General features: G+C 59.3%; 23 protein-coding genes. 12 read left to right on the forward strand and 11 right to left on the reverse strand.

Annotation, left to right across the window (positions count from 1 at the left end):
* Positions 1-81: 81 nt before the first annotated feature.
* Positions 82-963, reverse strand: a complete 882-nt coding sequence (locus tag ACA070_RS12100) for a serine hydrolase domain-containing protein (RefSeq protein ID WP_497451311.1) — start codon at positions 961-963, stop codon at positions 82-84.
* A 114-nt stretch (positions 964-1,077) separates the two neighbouring features.
* On the opposite strand from ACA070_RS12100, the gene ACA070_RS12105 reads away from it, so the two are divergent.
* On the forward strand, positions 1,078-1,866 hold the full coding sequence (locus ACA070_RS12105) for a DeoR/GlpR family DNA-binding transcription regulator (protein WP_497451312.1): 789 nt from the start codon (positions 1,078-1,080) through the stop codon (positions 1,864-1,866).
* Positions 1,867-1,896: 30 nt separating this feature from the next.
* Here the strand turns inward: ACA070_RS12105 and yghX are convergent, their stop codons facing one another.
* Both yghX and ACA070_RS12115 read right to left on the reverse strand, forming a co-directional pair.
* Positions 1,897-2,784 (reverse strand): YghX family hydrolase, encoded by an 888-nt coding sequence (gene yghX / locus ACA070_RS12110; protein WP_462026780.1) that lies wholly within the window; start codon positions 2,782-2,784, stop codon positions 1,897-1,899.
* A 59-nt stretch (positions 2,785-2,843) separates the two neighbouring features.
* Positions 2,844-3,689 carry a LysR family transcriptional regulator gene (locus ACA070_RS12115; RefSeq protein ID WP_497451313.1) on the reverse strand — a complete coding sequence of 282 codons (846 nt, stop codon included), beginning with the start codon at positions 3,687-3,689 and terminating at the stop codon, positions 2,844-2,846.
* 146 nt (positions 3,690-3,835) lie between these two features.
* On the opposite strand from ACA070_RS12115, the gene ACA070_RS12120 reads away from it, so the two are divergent.
* Complete coding sequence (locus ACA070_RS12120; protein ID WP_497451314.1) at positions 3,836-4,783, forward strand: DMT family transporter; 948 nt, start codon at positions 3,836-3,838, stop codon at positions 4,781-4,783.
* 578 nt (positions 4,784-5,361) lie between these two features.
* Positions 5,362-5,721: a DUF6124 family protein gene (locus ACA070_RS12125; RefSeq protein ID WP_497451315.1), complete on the forward strand. Its 360-nt coding sequence runs from the start codon at positions 5,362-5,364 to the stop codon at positions 5,719-5,721.
* Between the two features lie 143 nt (positions 5,722-5,864).
* Here the strand turns inward: ACA070_RS12125 and ACA070_RS12130 are convergent, their stop codons facing one another.
* Positions 5,865-6,128 (reverse strand): DUF2790 domain-containing protein, encoded by a 264-nt coding sequence (locus ACA070_RS12130; RefSeq protein ID WP_497451316.1) that lies wholly within the window; start codon positions 6,126-6,128, stop codon positions 5,865-5,867.
* 386 nt (positions 6,129-6,514) lie between these two features.
* Entirely contained in the window at positions 6,515-6,928 is a 414-nt protein-coding gene (locus ACA070_RS12135) for an ester cyclase (RefSeq protein WP_497451317.1), read from the reverse strand.
* 102 nt (positions 6,929-7,030) lie between these two features.
* Between ACA070_RS12135 and ACA070_RS12140 the strand changes: the two genes are divergently transcribed.
* The gene (locus ACA070_RS12140; RefSeq protein ID WP_497451318.1) at positions 7,031-7,909 is read left to right on the forward strand and encodes a LysR substrate-binding domain-containing protein; all 879 of its coding nucleotides are present in this window, start codon (positions 7,031-7,033) and stop codon (positions 7,907-7,909) included.
* Between the two features lie 58 nt (positions 7,910-7,967).
* Here ACA070_RS12140 and ACA070_RS12145 read toward each other — a convergent pair whose 3' ends face one another.
* Positions 7,968-9,731 carry an L-lactate permease gene (locus ACA070_RS12145; protein ID WP_497451319.1) on the reverse strand — a complete coding sequence of 588 codons (1,764 nt, stop codon included), beginning with the start codon at positions 9,729-9,731 and terminating at the stop codon, positions 7,968-7,970.
* A 505-nt stretch (positions 9,732-10,236) separates the two neighbouring features.
* Between ACA070_RS12145 and ACA070_RS12150 the strand changes: the two genes are divergently transcribed.
* A complete protein-coding gene (locus ACA070_RS12150) occupies positions 10,237-10,473 on the forward strand; it encodes a hypothetical protein (RefSeq protein ID WP_497451320.1) in 237 nt (78 codons plus the stop codon).
* Between the two features lie 31 nt (positions 10,474-10,504).
* Here ACA070_RS12150 and ACA070_RS12155 read toward each other — a convergent pair whose 3' ends face one another.
* A complete protein-coding gene (locus ACA070_RS12155; protein ID WP_497451321.1) occupies positions 10,505-11,356 on the reverse strand; it encodes a CAP domain-containing protein in 852 nt (283 codons plus the stop codon).
* Between the two features lie 166 nt (positions 11,357-11,522).
* Between ACA070_RS12155 and ACA070_RS12160 the strand changes: the two genes are divergently transcribed.
* From ACA070_RS12160 to ACA070_RS12185, 6 genes are all read left to right on the forward strand, one after another.
* Positions 11,523-12,143, forward strand: a complete 621-nt coding sequence (locus tag ACA070_RS12160; protein WP_497451942.1) for a cell wall hydrolase — start codon at positions 11,523-11,525, stop codon at positions 12,141-12,143.
* A gap of 450 nt (positions 12,144-12,593) precedes the next feature.
* Complete coding sequence (locus ACA070_RS12165; RefSeq protein ID WP_497451322.1) at positions 12,594-13,643, forward strand: isopenicillin N synthase family dioxygenase; 1,050 nt, start codon at positions 12,594-12,596, stop codon at positions 13,641-13,643.
* Between the two features lie 3 nt (positions 13,644-13,646).
* On the forward strand, positions 13,647-14,588 hold the full coding sequence (locus ACA070_RS12170; protein WP_497451323.1) for a hypothetical protein: 942 nt from the start codon (positions 13,647-13,649) through the stop codon (positions 14,586-14,588).
* 39 nt (positions 14,589-14,627) lie between these two features.
* Positions 14,628-15,707 (forward strand): putative urea ABC transporter substrate-binding protein, encoded by a 1,080-nt coding sequence (locus tag ACA070_RS12175; protein WP_497451324.1) that lies wholly within the window; start codon positions 14,628-14,630, stop codon positions 15,705-15,707.
* Positions 15,708-16,101: 394 nt separating this feature from the next.
* The gene (locus tag ACA070_RS12180; protein ID WP_497451325.1) at positions 16,102-17,034 is read left to right on the forward strand and encodes a GlxA family transcriptional regulator; all 933 of its coding nucleotides are present in this window, start codon (positions 16,102-16,104) and stop codon (positions 17,032-17,034) included.
* A gap of 226 nt (positions 17,035-17,260) precedes the next feature.
* A complete protein-coding gene (locus tag ACA070_RS12185; RefSeq protein ID WP_497451326.1) occupies positions 17,261-18,229 on the forward strand; it encodes a nitrilase-related carbon-nitrogen hydrolase in 969 nt (322 codons plus the stop codon).
* Positions 18,230-18,375: 146 nt separating this feature from the next.
* On the opposite strand, the gene ACA070_RS12190 is transcribed toward ACA070_RS12185, so the two are convergent.
* Genes ACA070_RS12190 through ACA070_RS12205 form a run of 4 tightly spaced genes read right to left on the reverse strand, consistent with a single transcriptional unit; the run spans position 18,376 to position 20,575 of the window.
* A complete protein-coding gene (locus ACA070_RS12190; protein ID WP_462026792.1) occupies positions 18,376-19,074 on the reverse strand; it encodes a dienelactone hydrolase family protein in 699 nt (232 codons plus the stop codon).
* A 34-nt stretch (positions 19,075-19,108) separates the two neighbouring features.
* Positions 19,109-19,732: a glutathione S-transferase family protein gene (locus ACA070_RS12195; protein ID WP_461981322.1), complete on the reverse strand. Its 624-nt coding sequence runs from the start codon at positions 19,730-19,732 to the stop codon at positions 19,109-19,111.
* Positions 19,733-19,785: 53 nt separating this feature from the next.
* Positions 19,786-20,301: an HvfX family Cu-binding RiPP maturation protein gene (locus tag ACA070_RS12200; RefSeq protein WP_497451327.1), complete on the reverse strand. Its 516-nt coding sequence runs from the start codon at positions 20,299-20,301 to the stop codon at positions 19,786-19,788.
* Positions 20,302-20,356: 55 nt separating this feature from the next.
* Entirely contained in the window at positions 20,357-20,575 is a 219-nt protein-coding gene (locus tag ACA070_RS12205; protein ID WP_462026795.1) for an HvfA family oxazolone/thioamide-modified RiPP metallophore, read from the reverse strand.
* 476 nt (positions 20,576-21,051) lie between these two features.
* On the opposite strand from ACA070_RS12205, the gene glsB reads away from it, so the two are divergent.
* Positions 21,052-21,960, forward strand: a complete 909-nt coding sequence (gene glsB, locus ACA070_RS12210; RefSeq protein ID WP_010459549.1) for a glutaminase B — start codon at positions 21,052-21,054, stop codon at positions 21,958-21,960.
* Positions 21,961-22,044: the final 84 nt, after the last annotated feature.

A 22,044-nucleotide genomic window follows, 5' to 3' on the forward strand; every position in this document is an offset into this window, starting at 1 on the left:
GCTCCCTCGCCACAGGTTTTGAGTACTAGCCACGTCTGACCGCTCCCTCTGTGAGGAAGGCCGGCCGGATGATTCGCAGTTTTATTTAAGCGCCACGCTCTTCAGGTGGCGCACGACCTCGGCTTCCACAGCGCCTTCCTCGCCACGTTCACAAAAGACCGCGCAACTCGCCGTGCTGCCAGCATCAACGCAGCGGTAAACCGCAACGACGCTGCCCGGACCGGCGCCGGTGTGACCACTCAAGGTGAGGCCACCTTCCACCGTGCCCTGCATCAGACCGAGGCCGTAACCCGGAGCAATCCAGGGACGTCCGGCCATCGGTCCGCCCAGCGTGCGTGCCGTTTGCATCTCCCGCAGCAATGATTTCGGTTCCAAATGCCCACCCAATAAACGGTCCAGGCACAGGGCCGCGTCAGCAAGCGGACCGACCAGCAATCCGTGATAGACCCAGCCAGGGTCGTAAGCTGAAGCCGCTCCCATGTTCACGCCCTCCAGATCGCTTCGCGTCGTTGCCAGGCGCACGCGCGATAAACCGAGAGGCGAAAACACGCGGTGCATCAGCGCGTCCTCAAGCGCGAGGCCTGTCACGCGCTCAATCAGTCTGGCGACAAACAGGTAGCCGACGTTCGAATATCGCCAACCGTCTCCCGGTGCGTAGCGCAATCGGGCGGCATCAAGCCGTTGCAGCATTTCATCGGCCGACCAAGGGGTCTCATGGCGGGCAACGGCGGCGTGGTATTCGGCGAGCTCACCATAATCCGCAAGCCCCGCTTCATGCCGCAACAGTTGGCGCAACGTGAACGGGCCTTCAGGCACCGCATCATCCAGACCGATCAACCCATCACGCACCAACGACAGCGCCGCGGCAGCGAGTACCGTCTTGGTGAAACTCCACCACGGCACGGTTATGTCGGGCTGCTCAGGTGTGAGGAGTGAACCGTTTGAGACAAGGGTGAAATGCATGGCGAGACTGCTCTGGATGGAGGCGCCGAGGGAGTTTGCCAGAAACAAAACCGCGATTGTGTTTGCGCGACGGTTTGGCTAATCTCGCGCAAACACGCAAAATCAGGCATAAACATGCAAGATCAGCATTCGGCAACCGAGCTTCCGTCCGTCCGCCGGCAGAAAATCCTCCTGATTCTCGAACGCGACGGCAAAGTCATGGCCTCGGAACTGAGCCAGCATTTCGCCGTGTCAGAAGACACCATTCGCCGCGATCTGTCAGAGCTGCACAGCGCCGGCCTGGTGCAGCGCGTTCACGGAGGCGCGCTGCCGCGTCCCAAGGACACCGGCAAGGATTTCTTCACCCGCGTCGGCGAAACCGATGAGGTGAAAACCCACCTGGCACAACTCGCCTCACGCCGCGTGCAAAATGGCCAGATTGTGATTTTCGATTCCGGCAGCACCACGCTGCAAATCGCGCGGTCGTTGCCTTTGGACGTTTGCATCACGGCCATCACCGCGTCGCCGATGATCGCGATCACGTTGGCGGAATACAAAGGCGTCAAGGTGATCCTCGCCGGCGGCCAACTCAATCCGGCGACGATGTCGGCCAGCGGGCATGAAACCTTGCGGTTGATCCAGGGCATCAAGGCTGATCTGCTGTTCACCGGGATCTGCGCGATTCACCCGGACGTCGGCATCAGCTCGCTGCATTTTGATGAAGTGCCGGTGAAGCAGGCAATGCTCGACAGTGCTTCCCACGTGGTGGCCGTGACCACTGCCGATAAACTCGGGGCAGTGGAGCCATTCGTGATCGCCCCGTGCAACCGCGTGCAGACGCTGATTACCGAGCAGCACGTGGCGTCGGGCGATGTCGGGGATTACCGGAAACTGGGGATTGAAGTGGTGCAGGCCGACGCGTGAAGCGCAGCCTGCACGCAAAAACGCAGAACGCTAAACCAGGTATTTGTTGAACCACGCCACTGTCCTGTCCCACGCGAGTTTCGCCGCGGCCTCATCGTAGCGAGGCGTGGAGTCGTTATGAAAGCCGTGATTGCAGCCTGCGTAAATGAACGCCTCGTAGGTCTTGCCCGACGCTTTCAACGCTTTTTCATAGGCCGGCCATCCTTCGTTGATGCCCTTGTCCAGTTCACCGTAATGCAGCAGCAGCGGCGCCTTGATTTTCGGCACATCTTCGGCTTTAGGCTGACGGCCATAAAAGGGCACGGCCGCCGCCAGTTCCGGGTAGGCCACCGCCGCTGCATTGGAGACGCCGCCGCCATAGCAGAACCCGGTGATGCCGACTTTTCCCGTGGTCTTGTCGTTTTTCATCAGCCAATCGATGGCGGCGAAAAAGTCATTCATCAGCTTTTCCGGATCGACAGTGGCTTGTAATTCCTTGCCTTTTTCATCGTTGCCGGGATAGCCGCCCACCGAACTCAGGCCATCGGGGGCGAGCGCAATAAAACCTGCCTTGGCGACACGCCGGGCGACGTCCTCGATGTAAGGATTGAGCCCCCGATTTTCGTGCACGACCAGCACCGCCGGCACCTTGCCCGTGGCTTTGGTCGGACGCACCAGGTAGCCGCGGACATTGCCGTGGCCCTTGGGCGATGGATAGGAAATGTACTCGGCGAGGATGTCCGGATCGGTAAATTCAACCTGCTCGGCGAGCGCGTAGTTCGGGCTCAGGGCAGCGAGGAGGGCACTGGCCGTCAAACCGCCCAGGGTGAACAGCGCGGCTCGATCAAGAAACTCGCGTCGGTTGATCTTGCCGTGGGCGTAGTAGTCGTAGAGCTCAAGCAGTTCCGGAGCGAAGTCTTTGGCGGTGAGACGGTCCATGGGGGCGCTTCCCGTTGGTTCAGGATCTGAATCAGTAAAGCAGTGTTTGGCGCACGGACTCAGTTTTCGAAGCAGGACGCCAGGAAACTCATCACCGCCTGCACCGACGGGGTATGCCGGATGTCGCTGTGGACCACCAGCCACACTTCACGCGCAAGCCCTGCGCCCACGGTCTCCATCGCTTGCAAACCATAGTGCTCGCCAAGGAAGTACGGCAATGCTGCAACGCCGGCGCCTGCCTGGGCAATGGTCGCTTGGATATTCAAATCATTGCTGCGCAGCAAAATCGGCCGATCACCCGCTTGTTGCTTGAGCCAGACCTGTTGCGGGGTTTGTTCCATGGTCTGGTCGTAGGCGATGAAGGCCAGATCCTCCGGGGCCGTTCTGGACAAATAATCCGCCGATCCATACAGATGAAATTGCACCGTCGCGACCTTGCGTGCTACCAGGTCCGGTTCCTTGGGACGGCTCAGGCGCACGGCAATATCGGCTTCGCGCCGCGACAAGGAAGCGCTGTCCAGACTGCCGATCAACTGCAACGACAACTGCGGATGCCGGGTGCGCAACGCATTGATTCGTGGCGCGATCAACGCGCAGGCGAGGGCGGGTGGGGCACTGACGGTGACTTCGCCGCTAAAACTATCCTGCCCGGCCAGTGCCGTGCGCTGCACCGCGAAAGACTCGCTTTCCATGCGCCGCCCCAGCTGCGCGATGCGTTCGCCGTCCTCGGTGATGACATAAGAGCGAGGGCGCCGGTCCACCAACTTGAGATTCAGCGAACTCTCCAGCGCGCTGATGCGCCGTGCCACTGTGGCGTGGTCGACCTTGAGCTTGCGCGCCGCCGCGGACAAGGACTGCTCGTGGGCGAAGACGATGAAGTAGCGAAGATCCTCCCAATCGAACATGGGCGTTTTCTCACATGAAGGGTGAATAAATGGGGAATTTTGCCCCGCTGGCAAGCCTGCAAGAATCCTTCAATACCTGACAAGCAGGTCTGAAGCATTCCGCAGTTTGCTGAGTGTTCATCGCACGACTTGACGAGGAAACAGCCATGTCAAAATCAACGCCTCTCGCCTATGCCGGCATCGTAGGTGCCACGTTTTTCTGGGGCACCAACTTCAACGCTGGTGCCTACATCATCAAGAGCATGGCACCGATCAGCGCGTCCATTGAACGCTTTGCCATTTCCACCCTGTTACTCGTGCTGATTTTCGGCCTGGCGGGCAAGTTGCGCCTCAGCACGCTGAAGCAAAATCTACCGGCCTTTATCGGTCTGGGCCTGCTGGGCTTTACCGCGTTCAACCTCGCGACCTTCTTTGGCCTGCAAACCACCACGCCCATCAACGGCGCGCTGATCCTGGCGACCACGCCGCTGTGGACCATGATCTTTGCGGTGCTGCTCGAAGGCGAGCGCATTGATCGCGGCCGTGCCATCGGGCTGGTCCTGGGTTTGCTGGGCGTCGGCCTGGTGATTACGCGAGGGGATATCCAGGTGCTGCTCGGGCTGAAAGTGGCGACCGGTGACGCGATCATTCTGGCCGGCAGCATCGCCTGGGCCGCCAACATGGTCGGCACCCGTCGCTTCGTCAAAGACTCGACCCCACTGGAAACCACCACGTTTTCCATGTTGTTCGGGGTCATTGGCCTGATCGTGCTGGGCTTCATTTATGAGAACCCGATTGCCGCGATCAGCACCGCTTCGCTGTCGATTCATGGCGCCGTTGTCTACCTGGCCGTTTTCGGTTCGTTGATTGCCTACTTGCTGTGGTTCAAAGGCATTCACACCATCGGTGCGGCGCGCACGTCGATCTTCTTCAACCTGGCTCCTGTGTTCACCATGCTGGTGTCCTCGATACTCGGTGTACTGCCCAATGTCTGGCAGTTGCTGGGGGCGGGCGGCGTGATTCTTGGGGTGGTGTTTGCTTCGGGGTTGGTGTTCGGACCGGGGCAATCTTCGGCGATGAAGGTTCGTGGGGACTTGGCAGATAAGGCTGCCTGATAGGGCTATTTCGTCCACTAGAGCGCGAGCCCCCATCTGTGGCGAGGGGATTTATCCCCGTTCGGCTGCGAAGCAGTCGCAAATCCAGACAACTCAGTCTGTTTGAAAAGACGCTGGGGCCGCTTCGCAGCCCAACGGGGATAAATCCCCTCGCCACAGGTTCTGGTTTGACTGAGGATTCATCTGGTGTGGGAAGCTGGCGCCTCGTCAATAAACATCGCCGAAAAGTCTTTGTTTAAAACCTCTCAAGGTTACGTCCTGAAAGCTACAAAACCTTGTGCCTTTACCTACGGCTGCGCCAGAATCCGCCGGCTTGTGTGTCGTGGGCTTTGGTTTTATCGTTTCCGTGTCGCTGACAATTCAGCGGTCGGGCTTGGAAACTCGACGGGTAAACGACACGAAGGCACCTCTTCATAACGTACTTTTTCGCACGATGTGCATTCCGTTATGGCGGCTGTGCGTGGGAGACCTTATAGGTCTGCCGGGCTCGTTTACCCTGGTTTTCCAACCCGCGTACAGCTGCCACCCCTTCGCTTGGAAACGAACGTGGCAGCTTCACCCGTAAACGAGGATTTACCATGTTCAAAGTCACACCAAATCCGCCGGACACCGATCCGGCCTCCCCGTACGAACCCGATTCAACGAAGCTCAATGAGGCCGCCGAGCGGGCTCTAGACTTTCACTTCCCATCGAACGCCGACATCAAGGCCACGGCGCGAACACGCAGCACCCTGTTTTCCGTAGACCCGGAGGCAACGGCCGAAACATTGGCGGTTTATCTGGTCGAGACGTTGGCCTCGGTTGACGTGATGGTCCATCAGTTGGTGGATCATCTGGAGGGGGAGTCGCGCTATGCCTTGCTGGGCATTTCCAACAGCATCATGGTGGCGGAGATCACCGCGAACCGGGTGTTGGATAAAATTGATCTGCCCAAGTAGGTGCGGTCAGTCGGTTGAATACCACGGCAGTTGCCAGCGCTTGATCATCTTTAATTCGATGTAAAAAAAGACCCGCTGATGCAATGCAACAGCGGGTCAATTGACTTGCCGTTCAATGCGGCTTTTGTTGTACGCCCCGACATTCAGTTCTGCTCTTCACAGGCCTGGGCCATTTTGAAGTAGGTAAAGGCCTCGACATTCCCGGAGGAGTCCAGATAAGTGAGTTTGGCGTTGACCACTTCGCAATCGGCGGAAGGGGGTTCCTCAAGGGAAATGACTTTGGCCACGTCAATCGGCATGCCGTAGTAATAAGGCTTGGCGGGGACGTTGGAGGTGTCCGCCTGGGCGTAACCGGTGAGTGCGGCAAGGGTAAGCGTGGTTGTAGCCAGTAACGTACGAATGTTCATGATGATTTCCAGTATTGATGTGAGTGAGCAACGTCTGCCGTTGATGGCAGGCGCGGGGTCATTCTGGAGAAGCGACGCACTGTGCGAAATTCCCCAATTACTCACCTGACATGTGAATAAATACTCATGTGGTTTTACGTTGAACCCGTCGGCGGATACCGGGTTGGATACTGCAACGCCGACCCACACAAACGACTTCGGATATCCATCACAACTTCAGGTGGTCGCGCACCGTGTGGGGGCGTGAGGATCTGTAGAAGCAATATGAAAAAAGTCGTCGGTGTCATGTTCAATTCAACCAGGGTGCTCCCTCTGAACCCGTTGCGTGGACGAGCACGGAGGGAGCGGGGTGAAACTTTACGGTCGGCAACTTGACGCGTTGAAGTTCAGAGCCCGATCAAATCACGATGAACTTCCAGCGCATTACGCTCCACCCAGTTGTGCGCCAGCAGGCCGTCCGGGCGAACTTCCCAGACCGCAGTGCCGAGCATTTCAAACGGGCTGTTACACGTGCGGCCACCGATAAAACCCTGGTTCTTTCCGGCCAGTTTCCAGCGTGAGGCGACGCGAGTGCCTTCGGCATTCTGGAACGTCTCGATACTGCCAAATTCGAAGTCGTCGATTTTCGACAGAAACACGCCGATCCATTGAATGAAGGCTTCGCGGCCGACGATATCCATACCGCCAGAAGTGATGACAAAGTCTTCGGCCACAAAGCGCGCTGCGGCTTGCGGATCTTTGGCTTGCCACACTTCACGCCAGAAACTTTCAACAATCTCTACCGCTTTATTGACTGCCATTTTCGAACTCCTCGTATTCAGGTTGAGTACGATGTTCGGCATTTGCTATCTAGAAGACAAACGCATAAATTTAATGGCATCCAGTTGAAAGGCGAATTCATCATGCAAGCCAGCGACCTTGAGATCGACCTGCTACGGGCGTTTATCGCTGTGGCGGAGACCGGCAGTTTCACCGCCGCTGCCGAGGTGATCGCGCGGTCGCAATCGGCGGTCAGCCAGAAAATCATCCGCCTGGAAGAGGTGCTCGGTTTTCGTGTCTTCGAACGCACCAGCCGCGCGCTGACGCTGACCCCGGACGGCGAGCGCCTGCTGGTGGGCGCGCGCCGGATGATGGTGCATTTCGACACCTTCATGCGGGACATCAAGGCGCCGGCCACCGTCAACCTGCTGCGCCTGGGGATCTCGGAAAACCTCGTACCGACCCAACTGCCCAAGCTGCTGTCGCGCTTCACCCAGTTGTATCCCGACATTCAACTGGAACTGACCACGGGCCTGAGCGACGACTTGCTCACCGACTACGAAACCGGGTTACTCGACGTGGTCATTTCCAAGCGAAAATTCAGTTCCGGCACCACGCGAGGCCGAGTCATCTGGCGCGAACCCTTGGTGTGGATTGCCGCGAAGGATTACCAAATCGAAGCGTCCAAACCTGTGCGCCTGGTGATGATGCGGCCACCCTGTGCGTACCGGGCAATCATGATCGAGGCCCTTGCCACCGTCGGGCGGGAATGGGCATCAGCGTGCCTGGCCAGCAACTTGATGGGCGTGCAAGCGGCGGTTGCGGGCGGATTGGGCAGTACGGCGTTGGGGACGTCGTTTTTGCAGGAAGGGATGCGGATACTGGAACCGTCGGAGAAGTTACCGACCTTGCCCAATACCGAGGTGGCGGTGGTGGGCGATGATGTTCGTACTCAGCATTTGGTGCAGCCGTTGGTGTCGTTGCTAACGGAGGGCTTGATGGCGGGGAGCAGTCTGACTTGATCCGTGCGTTAAAAGCCATAACCCGGGCGGCTTGCCCGGGTTATGGACCGATCGATGTCTAGTGTCCGCCGACCACCATACTGCTGAACGGCGCCACATACGCCTGCAACGTCACCAATCCACCGACCAGAATCGCCAGCACAATCGAGTGGAAGAACACGTAGCGCAGAATCTCCCCTTCATGCCCGTACCAGCGAGTCGCCGTAGACGCGACCACGATCGACTGGGCGTCGACCATTTTGCCCATGACCCCGCCGGAACTGTTGGCCGCAGCCATCAACACCGGGCTGATCCCCAATTGCTCGGCGGTCACCCGTTGCAAGCCGCCGAACAGCACGTTGGAGGCGGTGTCGGAGCCGGTCAGCGCCACGCCGAGCCAGCCGAGGAGGGTGCCGAACATGGGGTAGAAAATGCCGGTCGCGGCGAAGGCCAGGCCCATGGTGGCGTCGAGGCCCGAGTAGCGGGTGAGGAAGCCGAGCGCGAGCATGGCCACGATTGTGATGAGTGAGTAGCGCACCACCCACAGCGTTCGCAGGTATTGGCGTGCCAGTTGCGGGATGGAATAGCCCATCAGCAGGCCGCCGACGATGGCCGCCAGGAGGATGCCGCTGCCGGTGCTGGTCAACCAGGTGAACTTGTACACCGCTTCCTCGGTTTTAGCCGCGGGCACCACGGGTGGCACTTTCTCGATCTGCTGGTGAATGGTGGTGAAGGTCACGACCGGGGCGAAGATCGGGTTGGCTTCGCGCATCGGTTTGCCTTGAGGGTCGAGCTTGGCCGAGTTGGTGGCCGGATCGATCGCCGGGCGGGTGTCGAACAAGTTCTTGAAGCCCTGGGTGCCCCAGGCGAAGACGAAGACTGTGAGGATGATCCAGGGCATCCACGCGCGCATCACCGCCGGTTTCGCATCGCTGGCAAAAGTCCCGCTGGCCTCGGGTTTTTGCTGATACTCCTCGTCGATTTTCGAGTTGTCGACGCGACCGGACAGGGCAGCGGAGGTGTGGATCGTGGCCGGTTTCCAGACCTTGAGGAAACCGGTCAGGCACGCCATGGAGATCAGCGCAGCGATCACGTCCACCAGCATCGGCCCGTGGTAGTTGGACACCACGAACTGCGGCACGGCGAAACTGACCCCGGCGACCAAAATGGCCGGCCAGATTTCCAGCATCTTGCGCCAGCCGGCAAAGGCCCAGATCAACCAGAACGGCACCAGCACCGAGAAGAACGGCAGTTGTCGGCCGACCATCATCGACAGCTCCATTTCATCCAGCCCGGTGACCTTGGCCAGCGTGATGATGGGCGTGCCCAGCGCGCCGAACGCCACGGGCGCGGTGTTGGCAATCAACGCCAAGCCGGACGCCGCCAGCGGCGAGAAGCCTAGCCCGATCAGAATCGCCCCGGTCACCGCCACCGGCGTGCCGAACCCGGCAGCCCCTTCGAAGAAGGCGCCAAAGCAGAAGGCAATCAGCAGCAGTTGCAGGCGTCGATCGTCGGTGATGCGCGCCAGGGAATCCTGCAGCACTTTGAACGAGCCGTTTTCGGTGGTCAGCCGATGCAGGAAGATGATGTTGAGCACAATCCAGCCAATCGGCAGCAGGCCGTTGGCGGCGCCGTAGAGTGCCGCCGAACCGGCCATGTCCGCGGGCATGCCGAAGGCAAAGATTGCGATCAATAGCGCCGAGCCAAGAGCCAGCAAGGCCGCCAGATGCGCCTTGATATGGAAAAACGCCAAGGATGCCAGCATCACCACCACGGGCACCGCCGCCATGATGGTTGAAAGCACCGGGTTACCGAAGGGGTCGTAGATTTGCTGCCAGACCATGTTCCACCTCTGCTTTTTATTGTTGGTAGTGCAGGCCCCGGGCGGGGTTGGTGGGATGGAGTATAGGTGGCATTACGCCGCTGTCCCGGGAGGTTCGTCGCGGGCAATCCCCAACGCCAAATCAGCCTCGTTACCACCCCTTGCGCGCTCTTGTAGCAGCTGCCGAGCAGCGCGAGGCTGCGTTCGGCTGCGAAGCAGTCGTAAAGTCAGGCACTGCGATCTATCAGGTAAACCGCGTGCTCAGGTTTGACGACTGCTTCGCAGCCGAACGCAGCCTCGCGCTGCTCGGCAGCTGCTACAGCTGTTACAGGTGTCCAGAATAATTTCAATCGGGCGGGCTGACCCTCTACAGGATTAGCGACATGAACAAGATTCGGCGTGCGGGTTTTACCGAAGTCGTCAACAATGAGGAGATCATGATCAACGCGTTGAAACGGCTTGCACAGAAGGGGGTTATTCCCGGTTAACCCGTTACTCGGCTATCACCGACGAGAGGAATGCAGCAATGACTGAACGCCATGAGGAACACAAGGAGACGCTTTCCAACGGATGCAGGATCGAAGTGAAAGCCGAGATATTAAAAGACGGCTCTCTGAAGATGTTCATCGGTGTTTACCGGCCGGACGGTTCGGTCATTGAGGAGGACAATCACCCGTCCCCGCATCTGCTGGACATGGAGGATTCTTTGGAGTGGGCAATCGAAAAAGCCAAAAAAATCGGCGACAGCCAACATACGTTATAAGAGCGGTGAATCACCGCTCTGTCCATCGCCCTTACGGCGTGCCGAACATGGCTGTCCAGTAAATCCCGGCGTCACTCTTTGGATCAACCGCATAGGCTGCGCCCAGTTCACGGAACTTCGGGTTCATCAGGTTGGCGCAATGCCCGGCGCTGGCGAGCCAGCCATCGACGACCTTGCGCGGGGTGTCTTGCCCGGCGGCGATGTTCTCGCCGACCTCCTGATAGTTGTAACCCGCCAGCTCGGCGCGATCACCCGGGGTGCGGCCGTCGCGGTCCTTGTGGTCGAAGAAATTGTTATTGGCCATCGACCGGGTATGTTCTTGGGCCGCGGTTGCCAACGTCGCGTTCCAGGTCAGCGGTGTGGTTGCGGCAAATGGTTGACCACCGCACTGACGAGGCTGCGCGCGGGCGGTGTTGAGCATTTCCAGGAGCTTCTGGCCTTCTGCTGCGGCGTCGCCCAGGCGCGCGGTCAGCAGCGGTCGCGCGAGCACAATGCGCCAGTCGCGTCCCTCGTGGCTGACACCGACGTCGATGAACTGCGGGTTCAGCACCACCTGGCAGAAGCTCTCCTTGATCGCCGTTATGGCGGACTGCGCATCACGCGGTCCAGACAAGGTGATCGCCTGCACGTTGACCAACGGGTACGACGCCCGGGCCATGGCCTGCTGCAAATCGACGGGCCCGCTGGCCGATAAAACCAGCCGCGCATCGCTCGTCAGCGGTGGCAACTCCGATGAGGCCTGACCGCCACAGCGCTGCACCTGGCTGCGGTAAACGTTGATGGATTCGACCAGTTGCGTCTCTTCGGTGGCCATCGCCGTGGCGGTGAACACCAGACCGAATGACAACGCGGCAACACGCAAAACGGATGACGGAACGCGCATGGAAATCCTCCTTGAACTGAGTGCGCCCATGATGCGCGATTTCACCCCATGCCGCGCAACGCCTTTTTGCAGATTGTTGCGTGCCTGCTGACATGATTTGGCTACTACACTGAAGCCAAGTCGCCCAATGGGCGCTTCCCTCGACGCCCTGCAGAGTGTCTCCATCATGCCCCTCAAATGGTCAGTTACGTTTCTCGCCATTATCCTTCTTGCCGGTCAGGCCATCGCTGACGACCAGCAGCAAAAAAAAGAAGTAGCCGAAGACAAGGCCCAGGTGCTTGAGCACAAAGCCGCGGAGAAGGGCGGCGACGTGTCCGTACCGAAATCCGAGGCGATCACCCAATCCGAAGTCCAGGCCGTCGATCCGGCCGGCAAGTCCCCGCTGGACGATGCGATCACCTGCATGGCCCGCTCCATCTACTGGGAGGCCAAAGGCAAGGACACCGCCGAAATGCAAGCAGTTGCCAACGTGGTGATGAACCGCCTCGGCCACGCCGGTTTTCCCGACTCGGTGTGCGCGGTGGTCAAGCAAGGTTCCGAAACCAGGAGCTGCCAGTTTTCGTGGTGGTGCGATGGGAAATCGGACACGGTCCAGGAAGAAACCGAATATGCACTCGCCAAGGAAATCGCCCGCAAGGCGCTGAATAAACAACTGCCGGATCGCACCGGTGGCGCGTTGTATTTCCATGACCGCACGGTGAAACCGGATTGGTCCAAGGCGTACACCAAAACATTTGAGACCAAGATGTTTCGGTTCTACAAACCGCGTAATGGGTCGGCGAAGTAATCCGATACGCCAGTGCCAGTCAGTCAAGCCAAACGCAATTCTGTAGCAGCTGGCGTAGCCTGCGTCCGGCTGCGCAGCAGTCGTGAAGTCAGACGATGCGGTGTTCCAGGAGGACCGCATACTCAGGTTTACGACTGCTGCGCAGCCGGACGCAGGCTACGCCAGCTGCTACGGATCGCGTTATGGCGTGATTGATTGGCATCAGCCCCAATCTTGTGCCTTTTTTTGAACCGAAGCTGAACGCCCTCAGGGGCCAGCCCTGCGCCTGGCCCTTTTCAAATCAACAAGATAATCGTGCACTCAACCGCCAACACGAACGTGGCACGCACATTGCTCTATCTCTCAAGCACCTTTTCTGGTGCGATTGATCCGGGACGACCCGGAGGCCTTACGGCTCTGCGATATCTGGACGACCAGGTGACATTTTGACTAATCATCAGGAGGTTACTTATGGCGCCCGAGCCTCGAATCACACCCCATTCAGCGTTCAAAACCTTGCCCCTCGTGGATATCCACGGCCTGTTTTCCAAGCACGAAGTCGATCGCATCAAGACAGCGACGGCGTTGGGGCATGCCGCGTCGCATGCCGGATTCCTCTATGTCACGGGGCACGGTATCGACCCGCAGATCATCAGTCGGCTCAAGCAGCGCGCGGTGGAGTATTTCGCCCAGTCGTGCGAGCAGAAGATGCAGGATTACATCGGGCTTTCGAGTAATCACAGCGGCTATGTGCCCGAAGGTGAAGAGCAGTTTGCCGGAGGCGGTATCGATCATAAGGAAGCCTTCGATGTCGGTTTCGACTACCCCCTGAAGGAGGGGCGTCGACCGATGTTGGGCGCCAATCGCTGGCCGGCACTGCCGGGCTTCAAGGACGACATCAAGGCCTACTACGACGCGGTGTTCAGTTTGAGCCTGACATTGTTTCGAGGTTTCGCACTGGCGCTGGGGTTGCCGGAAGACGCCATCAGCCAACGGGTGACCAACCCGCCCAGTCAACTGCGGCTGATTCACTACCCATTCTCGCCGGAGGCACCGGTGGATCGCCCGGGGATCGGTGCTCACACCGATTATGAATGCTTCACCATTCTGCTGCCGACCGCACCGGGCCTCGAAGTGTTGAACGGGGCAGGGCAGTGGATCGACGTGCCGTTGGTGGAAGACGCTTTTGTGATCAACATCGGCGACATGATGGAAGTGCTGAGCAACGGCACTTACGTTGCCACCGCACACCGGGTGCGCAAAGTCGCCCAGGAGCGCTATGCCTTCCCGATGTTTTGCGCCTGTGACTACGACACGGTGATCGAGCCCATTGCGCAATTAGTCGACCCGGCAACGCCCAGTCGGTACGGGCCGGTTGCCTGCGGCGAACACCTCTACGCGCAAACCCTGCAAACCTTTCGTTACCTCAAGCAGCGTCTGGCCGCGGGCGAGTTGAACTTGCCCGACGGCTCGAAGGGGTTGTCCTCGTTCGGGCGTGCCGCCATGGCCGGGGAGGTTTGAGACATGCACCTTCTCGATCTCGTCGCTCGATACCCACAACAACCGGCTCACGGCGTACCGGACTGGATGCTCGGCTTCTACAAGCGCCGGGCGATCAGCTTCGCCAACGGCTTGACCGATATGCGAACCCACGTCTGCTGGTTCCAAAGCCGCAACTTCACCATCGACCTGCGCCTGCCGCTGGAAGATCGGCAAGTGCCGGCCAAACCGTTGCAAGCATGCAGCGCTGAAGAGTTGCAAACCCTGGCCAACTACGAAGGCTGGGAAGCCTTGTGTTCTTGGGAAGGCGAGGTCTTGAGTTGGCACACCGACACATCTTTTCAGGTGCACAACCGTTGGCCGGAGCCCGGCGTGCTGAAGCGGATCGGCAACTGCATGATCGAGTTCGCTCCCAGCGGAGCGTATGTCGAGGACTGGCGACTTCAGTCGTCGGCTCCGGGCGTCTTGATCGGCCTGCGGCTACTGGAAGAAAAAGAGCTCGAAAGCGGATGTGTGCTTCATCGTGGCGGTGGGTTGATCGTCTGTGGCGAGCATGCGGCCATGGTGCTGGGACGCGCCGATCCGCTGGAATCCAGTCGCGAGTCGCTGCGCGATCAGGTTGCCCGCAACGGCGATGATCCGCAGTGGCTCAAACGGGCTTTCAATTTCGAGACCTCGGTGGCCGAAGGTTCTCTGGAAAAGGGCTACCACGTGACGCTATCCACCTGCGCCAGGCGTGTCGGTCAGGCCTTGATTGACCTTGAGGGTTTCGAGCTTCTGGCCGACGGCAAACACGTGCGCCAGTCACTCAACATCGATGGCGTTGCCCGAGAGCGAGTGTTCGTGATCGACACGCTTGAGGCGCACGTCAGCTACGCACAAGCCACCGGATTCACCACCAGCGCCGTGCAGTGGTACGAACGTGAATCCCCGACGTTGAGCCGCTACACCCAGCCGCTCGTTTGACATCAACGCGTCACCCATTTCATAACCCGTGAGGTTTCCATGAAGGCATTCTCGTGCGTGTTCTACCGTTTCGCCGCCGTGTTGCTGGCCTTGTCCTGTCTCACTTTCGGTGCGTCTGCGGCTGAGAAAAAACAAGAGTTCAAGGTCGCCTGGTCGATCTATTCAGGCTGGATGCCGTGGGGTTATGCCAGTGAGCGCGGCATCATCGACAAGTGGGCCAAGAGGTACGGGATCAAGATCGAACTGGTGCAGCTCAATGACTATATCGAGTCGATCAACCAGTACGCCGCTGGCGCTTTCGATGCGTGTGGCATGACCAACATGGATGCGCTGACCATTCCGAGTGCCAACGGCGTGGACACCACCGGCCTGATCCTCGGCGATTACTCCAACGGCAACGATGCGATCGTGCTCAAGCATGGCAAGACCTTCGCCGACATCAAGGGCCAGCAAGTCAACCTGGTGGAGCTGTCGGTCTCCGACTACCTGATGTCCCGCGCCCTGGATATCCATGGCCTGTCGCAACGGGATATCAAGATCATGAACACCTCCGACGCCGATGCCGTGGCTTCTTTCACCACGCCCGGCGTGACCGCTGCGGCCCTGTGGAATCCGCAACTGAGCATGGTGATGAAGCAGTCGCCGACAGCCGTTCAGGTCTTCACCTCCAAAGAGATTCCGGGGGAGATCATCGACATGATGGCGGTGAACACCGAGACCTTGAAGGCCAACCCGGAGCTGGGCAAAGCGCTGGTCGGCGCGTGGTTCGAGACCTTGCAATTGATGTCCGGCGACAGCGAGCAGGCCCAGGCTGCGCGCACGTCCATGGCCGAACGCTCGGGCACTGACTTGAAGGGGTACGAGGATCAACTGACCCAGACCATGCTGTTCTACACCCCGACCACCGCGTTTGAATTCGCCAACTCCGACGCCATCCGCCACACCATGGACAAGGTCCGCTCCTTCTCCTTCGCCAAGGGTTTGCTCGGTCAGGCGGCAACCAGCGCCGATGCGGTGGGCATGCAATTCGCCGATGGCTCGACCCTGGGCGACAAGAACAACATCAAGCTGCGCTTTGATACGCGCTTTGTGAACATGGCGGTGGCTGGTCAGCTTTGATCTGGCATGGGGCATGGGCGTTCGAGAGACGCCCATGACGCATTGCTAGAAATATAGGTGGCGGATCACCTGATACCGATCAGTTTTTGGGATGACGCAATTCTTTGTAGCAGCTGGCGAAGCCTGCGTCCGGCTGCGTAGCAGTCGTAAATCCTGAACACGCGGTTTTCCTGTTACACCGCATCGACTGATTTCACGACTGCTACGCAGCCGAACGCAGGCTTCGCCAGCTGCTACGGATCGGGTTACGGCTTAACTGATCGGCATTAAGCGGGTGACAAAAAAGTAATTCCGTTGATCGCAGCACTATTTACCTGAAGACGCAGAGGCGTAGAGTTCGACCCCAATGGCTTGAAACCCCTCATGCCACCATTTAAGTCAGAAGGCACCCTCAGTGCACCACATCGGACTCATCGTCTATCCCGGCTTCCAGGTACTCGGCCTCGCCATGTGCGCCACCTTTGAGTTGGCCAACACGACCTCCGACGAGCCGGTGTACAGCCTCACCTTGCTGTCCGAGCATGGCGGTTCGGTGCAGACCTCCGCCGGGTTCGGCGTGGAAACCAGCGCATTCGATCAGCGCACTTTCGACACGCTGCTGGTGATGGGCGACAACCTGATACGGCCGACATCACCGGGTATGGTGGCGTTTTTACGCAACGCCAGCCTGACCACCCGGCGCCTGGGTTCGATCTGCACCGGCGCGATTGCACTGGCCGAGGCCGGTTTGCTGGATGGTCGGCGGGCGACGACGCATTGGTGTCATGCCCCGGCCTTGCAGCGGGCGTATCCAAAGGTGTTGGTGGAAGAGGACCGTATCTTCATTAATGACGGCAATATCTGGACCGCTGCGGGCATGAGCGCGTGTGTCGATCTGGCGCTGGCCCTGGTGGAAAAGGATCTGGGTGCGGAGGTGGCGCGCCTGGTGGCCCGGCAACTGGTGGTTTATCACCGACGGTCGGGAGGGCAGTCGCAGTTTTCGGTGATGCTTGATCTTGAGCCCAAGACCGATCGCATCCAGGCCGCGTTGACCTACGCCAAGCAACACCTCAAATCAGCGCTGTCGGTAGAAGAACTGGCCGGCGCAGCCAATCTCAGCCCACGGCAGTTCAGTCGGGTGTTCCATGCCGAAACCGGCCAGTCCCCGGCCAAAGCCATCGAAAACCTGCGGGTGGAGGCCGCTCGGCTGATGATGGAAACCGGACGGCACTCTATCGATGTGGTGGCCACCGACACCGGTTTTGGTGATCGCGAGCGTATGCGCCGGGCGTTTATCCGTGCGTTCGGGCAGCCGCCGCAAGTGATCCAGCGCGCCAATCGCGCCTAGGAACCGTGTAGCAGCTGTCGAGTGAAACGAGGCTGCGATTTTTGATCTTGATTTTCGGCAGATCTGAAACTGCTAAAGATCAAAAGATCGCAGCCTCGTTTCACTCGACAGCTCGTACAGAAGGGGGAAGGTGTCCTAAAAGGTGGTGTATTCGGCATTTGAGACAAAATATTATTGTCGTAATCTTGATCTCGTTGAAGCCCATTCCCTCAGTGAGATCACCGCCATGACCATTGTCAAAGCCGCCGCCGTCCAGATTGCTCCTGTTCTCTACAGCCGAGAAGGCACGGTAGAAAAGGTCGTCAGCAAGATTCGTGAACTCGGCGAGAAGGGCGTGCAGTTCGCCGTTTTCCCTGAAACCATCGTGCCGTACTACCCGTATTTCTCCTTTGTGCAGAGCCCGTTCAAGATGGGTTCCGAGCACTACAAACTGCTGGAACAAGCCGTGGTTGTTCCATCTGCGACTACCGATGCCATCGGCAAGGCAGCCAAGGAAGCCAACATGGTGGTGTCCATCGGCGTCAACGAGCGCGATGGCAGCACCCTCTACAACACGCAATTGCTGTTCGATGCTGACGGCACCCTGATTCAGGCGCGGCGCAAGATTTCGCCGACCTATCACGAACGTATGATCTGGGGCATGGGCGACGGCTCCGGCCTGCGCGCCACCGACAGCGCGGTCGGGCGTATCGGCCAACTGGCCTGCTGGGAACATTACAACCCGCTGGCGCGTTACGCCTTGATCGAAGACGGCGAACAGATCCACGCCTCGATGTACCCGGGCTCGTTCGCCGGTCCCCTGTTCACCCGCCAGATGGAAGTCAGCATCCGCATGCACGCACTGGAATCGGCTTGCTTCGTGGTGAACTCGACCGCGTGGTTGTACCCGGAACAGCAGGCGCAAATCATGGCCGACACCGGTTGCGAGATCGGCCCGATCTCCGGCGGTTGCTACACCGCGATCATTGATCCTCAAGGTGAAGTCGTCGGCGCACTGACCGAAGGAGAGGGCGAAGTGATCGCTGACATCGACCTGTTCCAGATCGAAATCCGCAAACGTCAGATGGACGGCCGCGGCCACTACAGCCGTCCGGAAATACTAAGCCTCAACATCGACCGTACGCCCCATCGGCATGTTCACGAACGCACGTTTCATCCAGTGCAGGTCGCTGCGACGACGACGGAAGCGGTCTGATAAAAACGCGGTCTGGGGAAGTTCTTAATCTCGAACCCCCAAACGAACTGTAGGAGCCAGGCTTGCCGGCGAAGGCGTCTTGAAGGACGCTTTCGCCGGCAAGCCTGGCTCCTACAGGTTTTGCGTCAACTCAATGGCATGCCGGGTTACAGTTCTTGACCCAAAAAGATCAACGTATTGCCATGGGCCTCAGCCGCTGCACGCTGGTTGTAGCTGTCGCGATGGGAGCAGTTGAAGCCATGTTCGGCCTCCGGGTACACGACAATTTCCACGTTATCGTTGTTCTCGAAACGCTCGGCGATTTTCTCCACGGCTTCCAGTGAAATGTGGCTGTCCTGTTCACCGAAGTGCATCAGCAGCGGCACCTCGATTTCATCGGCGCGGTCCAGATAGTTCTGGATGCCGCCACCGTAGTAGGCGACGGCCACTTCCACCAGCCCGTTGGTGGCGGTGAGGTAGGACAACAAGCCGCCGAAGCAATAACCGATGGAAGCGATCCCGCCGTCCAGGCCAGGTTGCGCATCCAGCGCGTCGATGGCCAGTTTGATGTCGGCCTGCGCCTTGTCGATGTCCGTGGCGTTCATCAGCTCGACGGCGCGTTTCCAGCCGGCTTCGTCGTAGGTCAATTCGATGCGGTGGCCGTTGCGCCAGAACAGGTCCGGCGCGATCACCAGGTAGCCATCGGCGGCGTATTGCTCCGCAACCGAGCGGATGTGTTCATTCACGCCGAAGATCTCCTGGATCAACACGATCCCCGGGCCTTTGCGGGTATGCGGAATCGCCAGGTACGCGCCGAATGTGCCTTCGTCGCTGTCGATCTCGATCCATTGGGTGGTCACGCTCATGGTGGCTCCTGTCTACACAAGTGAGGGGGGAAGCTTATTGTGGTGGAGTGGCCTGAAAGCTCGGCAGTGCCTGAATCCGTTTCCACCAGTCATCGAAGCCGTTGACGGCAAACACCTGCGGTGCATCCGGCGTCATCGCCATGTAAGCACAGGCCGGTGCCAGGTAAAAGTCACCCAGGCTCGGATCCTGGCCGGCGACGAATGGATCGGAGCCTTTGATTTTCATCAATTCACGCAGGACCATTTTCGAGGCCTCGATGCCTTTACGGCGCGACTCTTCGTTTTTTCCTCCGATGAAGTCGGGGAACAAGTGATAGCCGAACACCGAGCCTAGCGCACCGTAGCCGTAGGAGTCGTAAATTCCCATGACCATATGTGTGCGGGCACGGTCGTGGGCATTGTCGGGCGTCAGGGAAGGGCCCGGCAGGACTTCGTCAAGATACGCCACGATTGCGTCGGTTTCGATAATGCGGAAACCGTCGTGATCGATGACCGGCACCTTGCCGAACGGATGGCGTGCCAGGTGTTCGGGCAGGTGCGGTTCGCCTTTCATCACATTGACCTGCAACTGGTCGAAATCCGCACCTTTTTCCGCAAGCAGCATCTTCACTGTGCGCACATACGTACTGCCGTCAAAACCGTAGAGAGTGAGGCTCATGGCGAATGCTCCGTTTTTATGGGAGTGGAGGACGCGATGAAGACTCTGGCGCATCAACGGTTATTGCGACGCCAGGCGAAACGAGCCAACAGTGCATCCAGGCTGAGCTTGCCGGCACCCGAGAGCAACAACGGCGTAAGGGCTGCGAGGTAGATCAGCGGCAGTTTGAAGTTGCCGTGACCTTTGTTGCTGATGGAGTAACCCTGGGCAAGCTCACTCAATGTAGACCAATCGGCCGGCCAGTGAACGGCGGCGGTCGCGACGATGGTGACAACGATCAAAATGATGGCCGACACCCGCGTCCCGAGACCTACCAGGATGGCCAGGGCGCAAATCAGCTCGGCCCACATCGACAGTTCCCAGTTGAGCGTCGCCGACACGTGGTTGAACGGAAACGGGAAGGCGTCCTGGATGTCGGCAAACCAGTTGTCGCCGTTCCATTTTTCCAGGCCCGATTCGAAGAATTCCCAGGCAATGAACAGCCGCAGTGTCAAAGGCGCGAGCCAGCTACCGGCACGATCGAGGTTCAGGTGCAGGCCTTTCACGGCCGATGAGAGTGAGGTGTTCATGGGCTTGATCTCCGTTCAGACAGGGAGGCGGGGCAAGGTTGCCCCGCGCACAGGGTTACTCGCCGGCGCCGCACTTGCCTTCGCCACATTTACCTTCGCCACATTTGCCTTCAGCGGGTTTTTCCGAGGTGTCGGCCTGGGCCTGGCTGTAGCCGTGGGCCAGTTGTTTCATGCTGAACGCCTCGGATTCGGAAGCCGAAGCCACGTTGGACAGGGCCAGGCCGCCTGCGATGATCAGGCCGAGGGTCAGGGAAGAAGTCGAGAGCTTGAACATGGTGATACTCCGTAGCGTTGAGTGAGTTGAGCGCTTTGATCGGCTTGGCCAATCGACACGCACAGTTCATCAAGCGGGTGTATCTGCGATGTGTCTTTTGCCAGGGGTTTTAGGGGCAGGGTGTGTCGCAGGCGGGTCTGTACACACTCCGATACACAGTCCCAGAAATTGCTCAGCCAACCCCCAATCCTGTAGCAGCTGCCGAGCCTGCGAGGCTGCGTTCGGCTCGGTCCGCGCTCGGGCGAAGCAGTCGTGAAATCAACCGATTCGGTAGTTCAGGTAAGTCGCGTGCACAGGGTTCACGACTGCTTCGCCCGAGCGCGGACCGAGCCGAACGCAGCCTCGCAGGCTCGGCAGCTGCTACAAGGCAGTGGTGTTCGTGAGAGGAGGGGCGGCAATCTGTGATCCCGCGCCAATCAACAGCGTCTAGCCTCCGTGTCCCCGCAATCCCATGGGGCGAGACTTCGGAACCCGGCATGCAAGCGCTGTTGAACGAGATCCTTGACGCTGTCCGGCCGCTGATCGGTCAGGGCAAGGTGGCTGACTACATTCCTGCCCTCGGCACGGTGCCGGCCAATCAGTTGGGCATTGCCGTGTATGGCAACGACGGCGAGTTGTATTGCGCGGGCGATGCCGACACGCCGTTCTCGGTGCAGAGTATTTCCAAGGTGTTCAGCCTGGTGCAGGCCATCGACCACTCCGGCGAAGCGATCTGGGAGCGTCTCGGTCACGAGCCCTCCGGTCAACCGTTCAACTCGCTGGTGCAACTGGAATTCGAGCGCGGCCGCCCGCGCAATCCGTTCATCAACGCCGGTGCCCTGGTGATCTGCGACATCAATCAGTCACGCTTTGCCGCGCCGGCGTTGTCGATGCGCGACTTTGTCCGTCGGCTGTCCGGCAACCCGCAGGTCATGGTGGACGGCAAGGTCGCCGAATCCGAATACCAGCACCGCGCGCGTAACGCGGCCATGGCGTACCTGATGCAGTCGTTTGGCAACTTTCACAACGACGTCGAAGCCGTACTGCGCAGCTACTTCAGCCATTGCGCGGTGCGCATGAATTGCGTGGACCTGGCGCGGGCGTTCTGCTTTCTGGCCAACGACGGGTTCTGCAAACACAGCGGCGAACAGATCCTCACCGCCCGCCAGACCCAGCAAGTCAACTCGATCATGGCCACCAGCGGGCTGTACGACGAGGCCGGCAATTTTGCCTATCGCGTCGGTTTGCCGGGCAAGAGCGGCGTCGGCGGGGGGATTGTCGCGGTGGTGCCGGGGCAGTTCACGGTGTGCGTCTGGTCCCCGGAATTGAATGCCGCCGGCAACTCCCTGGCCGGGATGGCGGCGCTGGAATTGTTGAGCCAGCGGATTGGCTGGTCGGTGTTCTAAGGCATTCGGGTTGGCGCGGTTAATGACGCTCCCTGGATTTTCCTATACATTTTCCAGCCGCCCCCTGCATGGTGAAACCGCTTC

The organism is Pseudomonas sp. LBUM1678 (genome assembly GCF_059695575.1).